This window comes from Paraburkholderia phosphatilytica, assembly GCF_003443895.1.
Lineage (GTDB): Bacteria > Pseudomonadota > Gammaproteobacteria > Burkholderiales > Burkholderiaceae > Paraburkholderia > Paraburkholderia phosphatilytica.
Window position 1 is genome coordinate 1 of record NZ_QQOA01000089.1, and the last position, 3,087, is coordinate 3,087.

A 3,087-nucleotide genomic window follows, 5' to 3' on the forward strand; every position below is an offset into this window, starting at 1 on the left:
TCGCCAATACAACAAGCAAGCTGCCCCGTTGAAATGGAAGTATTCCGATCCAACTCGACGCATCCGGTGCAATTCATCCGGTTCAGCGGACTAGTGGTGACCAGCCTGATCGGCATGACGGGCGACAAGCTCGTGATCGGCTATTACCTGGCCGCCGCCGCGATCGTCAGCTGCATCCCGGTTGCGCTGTCGCCGCGCACGCACACATCTTCCCAACAACCGGCACCGGTTGCCTTGACTGAATGACCATGCTGAACGACCCGCGTCTCGGCGCTATCGAAGACGAACTGATCAAGATCCGCCGCCATCTGCACGCTCATCCGGAGCTGCGCCACGAAGAGGAGCAGACCGCCGACTATGTGGCCGAACGACTCGCCGAATGGGGTATCGAGGTGGTACGCAACATCGGCGGCCACGGGTTGGTCGGCGTGCTGCGCAGCGGCAACAGCACCCGTTCGATCGGCCTGCGCGCCGACATGGACGCGTTGCCGATGCAGGAGCAGAACCGCTTCGCGCATGCCTCGCGCTTTCCTGGTCGCATGCACGCGTGCGGACACGACGGCCATACCGCGATGCTGCTCGGCGCCGCGCGCTATCTCGCCGAGCATCGCGAGTTCGACGGCACCATCAACTTCATTTTCCAGCCGGCGGAGGAGGGCGGCGCCGGCGCGCGCCTGATGATCGAAGACGGACTCTTCGAGCGCTTCCCGATGGATGCCGTGTTCGGCGCGCATAACTGGCCAGGCATCGCGGCCGGCGCGTTCGCATTGCGGCCTGATGCGATCATGGCGTCGAGCAATACGTTCAAGGCGGATCTGTCGGGCTTCGGTTCCCACGCGGCTCAGCCGCATCGCAGCGTGGACCCGGTGATCGCCGCCACCACGCTCGCGCAGGCGTGGCAGACCATCGTGTCGCGCAACATCAATCCGAACGACGCCGCCGTGCTGTCGATCACCGAGATTCACGCGGGCAGCACGGTCAACGTGATTCCTGGGCATGCGAGCCTGAGCGGTACGGTGCGCGCCTTCAGCGTGGACGTGCTCGATCTGGTCGAGCGGCGCATGCGCGAGATCGCGCAGGGCGTGGCGGCCGCATTCGACGTGCGCGTGGAATTCGAATTCCGACGCATGTATCCGCCGCTCGTGAACGATCGGGAGTCGACTGCCTTTGCGGGGAAGGTGCTGAAGTCGGTCTTCGGCGCTGCGAACGTCGATGAAAACATCGCCCCACAGATGCCGTCGGAAGACTTCGCGTTCTACCTGCAGCACCGGCCCGGCTGCTACGTTTTCATCGGGAACGGCGACGGCTCGGAATACGGCACCTGCGGCTGTGCGATTCCGCTGCACAGCCCGAACTACGACTTCAACGATGCGCTGCTCAAACCGGGCATCGCGTGGTGGGTGTCGCTGGCTCGGGCGTGGCTGCCGGTGCCGCGTTGACGTGGTTTGCCGTTGGGATACGGCCCGGTTGACTGCGGGCGCCATGCAGTGTCCCGCCCTGAAGAAATACTGCTTTATCGCAGCAACGCTATCGCCCAATACCGCCGCGCGCGCATGATGTGACTAAAGCGGTTCTTCATGCGAAGCAGAAGGGCCGACATATTCATAGCGCGCCGTATTCACATGCGAGATGCGTAGCTCGACGGGCGCCTGGTGATAGGAGTAGGCAATGCGCCGAACTTCGAGCAATGGCGTGCCAGGCGACACTTCAAGCAATTCGGCTTCGACTTGAGTCGCCGTTGCAACGCGCAACCGCTCTTCCGTTCCGACCACGTTGATGTGGAACGCGTCCTGGTAGAAGTTGTAGAGCGTGCTGGGCCGCTCGCGCAGCGCCGCTTCAGTGAGCCCGTGAAAACGCTCTTCTGCCACGGTGATGCTGTCGATCATGACCGTCTCCCCGTGCAACGCGAGGCGGTTCACGAACGAGAAAACCCGTGCGTTCGGTTCGATGCCGAGCACTGCGGCGACTTCCCGCGTGGCTTTCGCCTTCGTGAACGACACGAGGTTCACCGTGGGATAGGTTTTGTCGCCATCCTGACGGACCACGCGGAAGAAGCGAAAGAAATAGCGGTCGCGCTGGTGTTGCGCGACGAACGTGCCGAGTCCCTGGTGGCGCACGAGGATGTTGTCCGCCACGAGCTCGTCGATTGCCTTGCGCAGCGTCCCGATCGACACGCCAAAGCGCTCCGAAAGACGCTTTTCGGAAGGTATCGCCTCGCCGCCCTTCCATTCCTTCGCCGACAGCGCGGCGAGGATGCCGTTTTTCACTTCCTTGTACCGTGTTCCCCCGATGACGGGCGTACCTGCCTCGCCTGCCGCATGGGCTGCGCCGTTTTTCGATGTGTTCATAGCGGTGTTCCCCTCTTGATGCTTTCTGCCCCGGATTTTACTTCATTCGGCTCATTCAACACATATAGATGATATGGTTGACATGAATGAATGTGGTGTCTATGATGCGCAGCATGGCCCCGCGCCACATCCCCGTGAACGAAACTGGAGACACTCATATGAGCCAGGCAGCTCAAGCACAGCAGGCTGATTCAACGGCGGCCCATGCCGGTCCGGCGCAGCGGACGATTCACATCGTGCTGCATGAGGCGAAAGACACGGTGGGCGTCGCGGTCGTTGAAGGCATCAAGGCCGGCACGCAGCTGAATGCGTGGATCATGGATGAAGACGAAATCATCACCGTCCCGGCGAAGCAGGACATTCCAATCGGCCACAAGGTGGCGCTGAAGGACATGGCCGTCGGCGATACGGTATTCAAGTACGGTGTCGATATCGGCAAGGTGGTGGCGCCCATCAAGGCCGGCGAGCACGCTCACGTGCAAAACATCAAGACGAAGCGCTGGTAAGCCGCGCGCTTTCAAAGGCCACGGCGCAGGCTTCAGCCGTTTCGCTTCCCCCTATCGAGAGAGACACCATGAGCGTGATTGAACTGGACACGATTTTCCGCGGCTATCGTCGCAGCAATGGCCGCGTGGGCGTACGTAACCATGTGATCATCCTGCCGGTCGACGACCTGTCGAACGCGGCGGCGCAGGCGGTCGAGCACAACATCAAAGGCACGATGGCGCTGCCGCATCCG

General features: G+C 61.9%; 5 protein-coding genes. 4 read left to right on the plus strand and 1 reads right to left on the minus strand.

What is annotated here, in order from left to right:
* Together DVS29_RS37700 and DVS29_RS36580 are read left to right on the plus strand one after the other, a co-directional pair.
* The coding region (locus tag DVS29_RS37700; protein ID WP_205962599.1) for a hypothetical protein at positions 1–246 on the plus strand (246 nt) is incomplete at its 5' end.
* Between the two features lie 2 nt (positions 247–248).
* Positions 249–1,439 (plus strand): M20 aminoacylase family protein, encoded by a 1,191-nt coding sequence (locus DVS29_RS36580; RefSeq protein ID WP_240656001.1) that lies wholly within the window; start codon positions 249–251, stop codon positions 1,437–1,439.
* A 123-nt stretch (positions 1,440–1,562) separates the two neighbouring features.
* Here DVS29_RS36580 and DVS29_RS36585 read toward each other — a convergent pair whose 3' ends face one another.
* Positions 1,563–2,348 carry a GntR family transcriptional regulator gene (locus DVS29_RS36585; protein WP_118186205.1) on the minus strand — a complete coding sequence of 262 codons (786 nt, stop codon included), beginning with the start codon at positions 2,346–2,348 and terminating at the stop codon, positions 1,563–1,565.
* 158 nt (positions 2,349–2,506) lie between these two features.
* On the opposite strand from DVS29_RS36585, the gene DVS29_RS36590 reads away from it, so the two are divergent.
* Both DVS29_RS36590 and DVS29_RS36595 read left to right on the plus strand, forming a co-directional pair.
* The gene (locus DVS29_RS36590; protein WP_420816291.1) at positions 2,507–2,854 is read left to right on the plus strand and encodes a UxaA family hydrolase; all 348 of its coding nucleotides are present in this window, start codon (positions 2,507–2,509) and stop codon (positions 2,852–2,854) included.
* Between the two features lie 68 nt (positions 2,855–2,922).
* On the plus strand, positions 2,923–3,087 hold a 165-nt coding region (locus tag DVS29_RS36595; protein WP_164707878.1), incomplete at its 3' end, for a UxaA family hydrolase.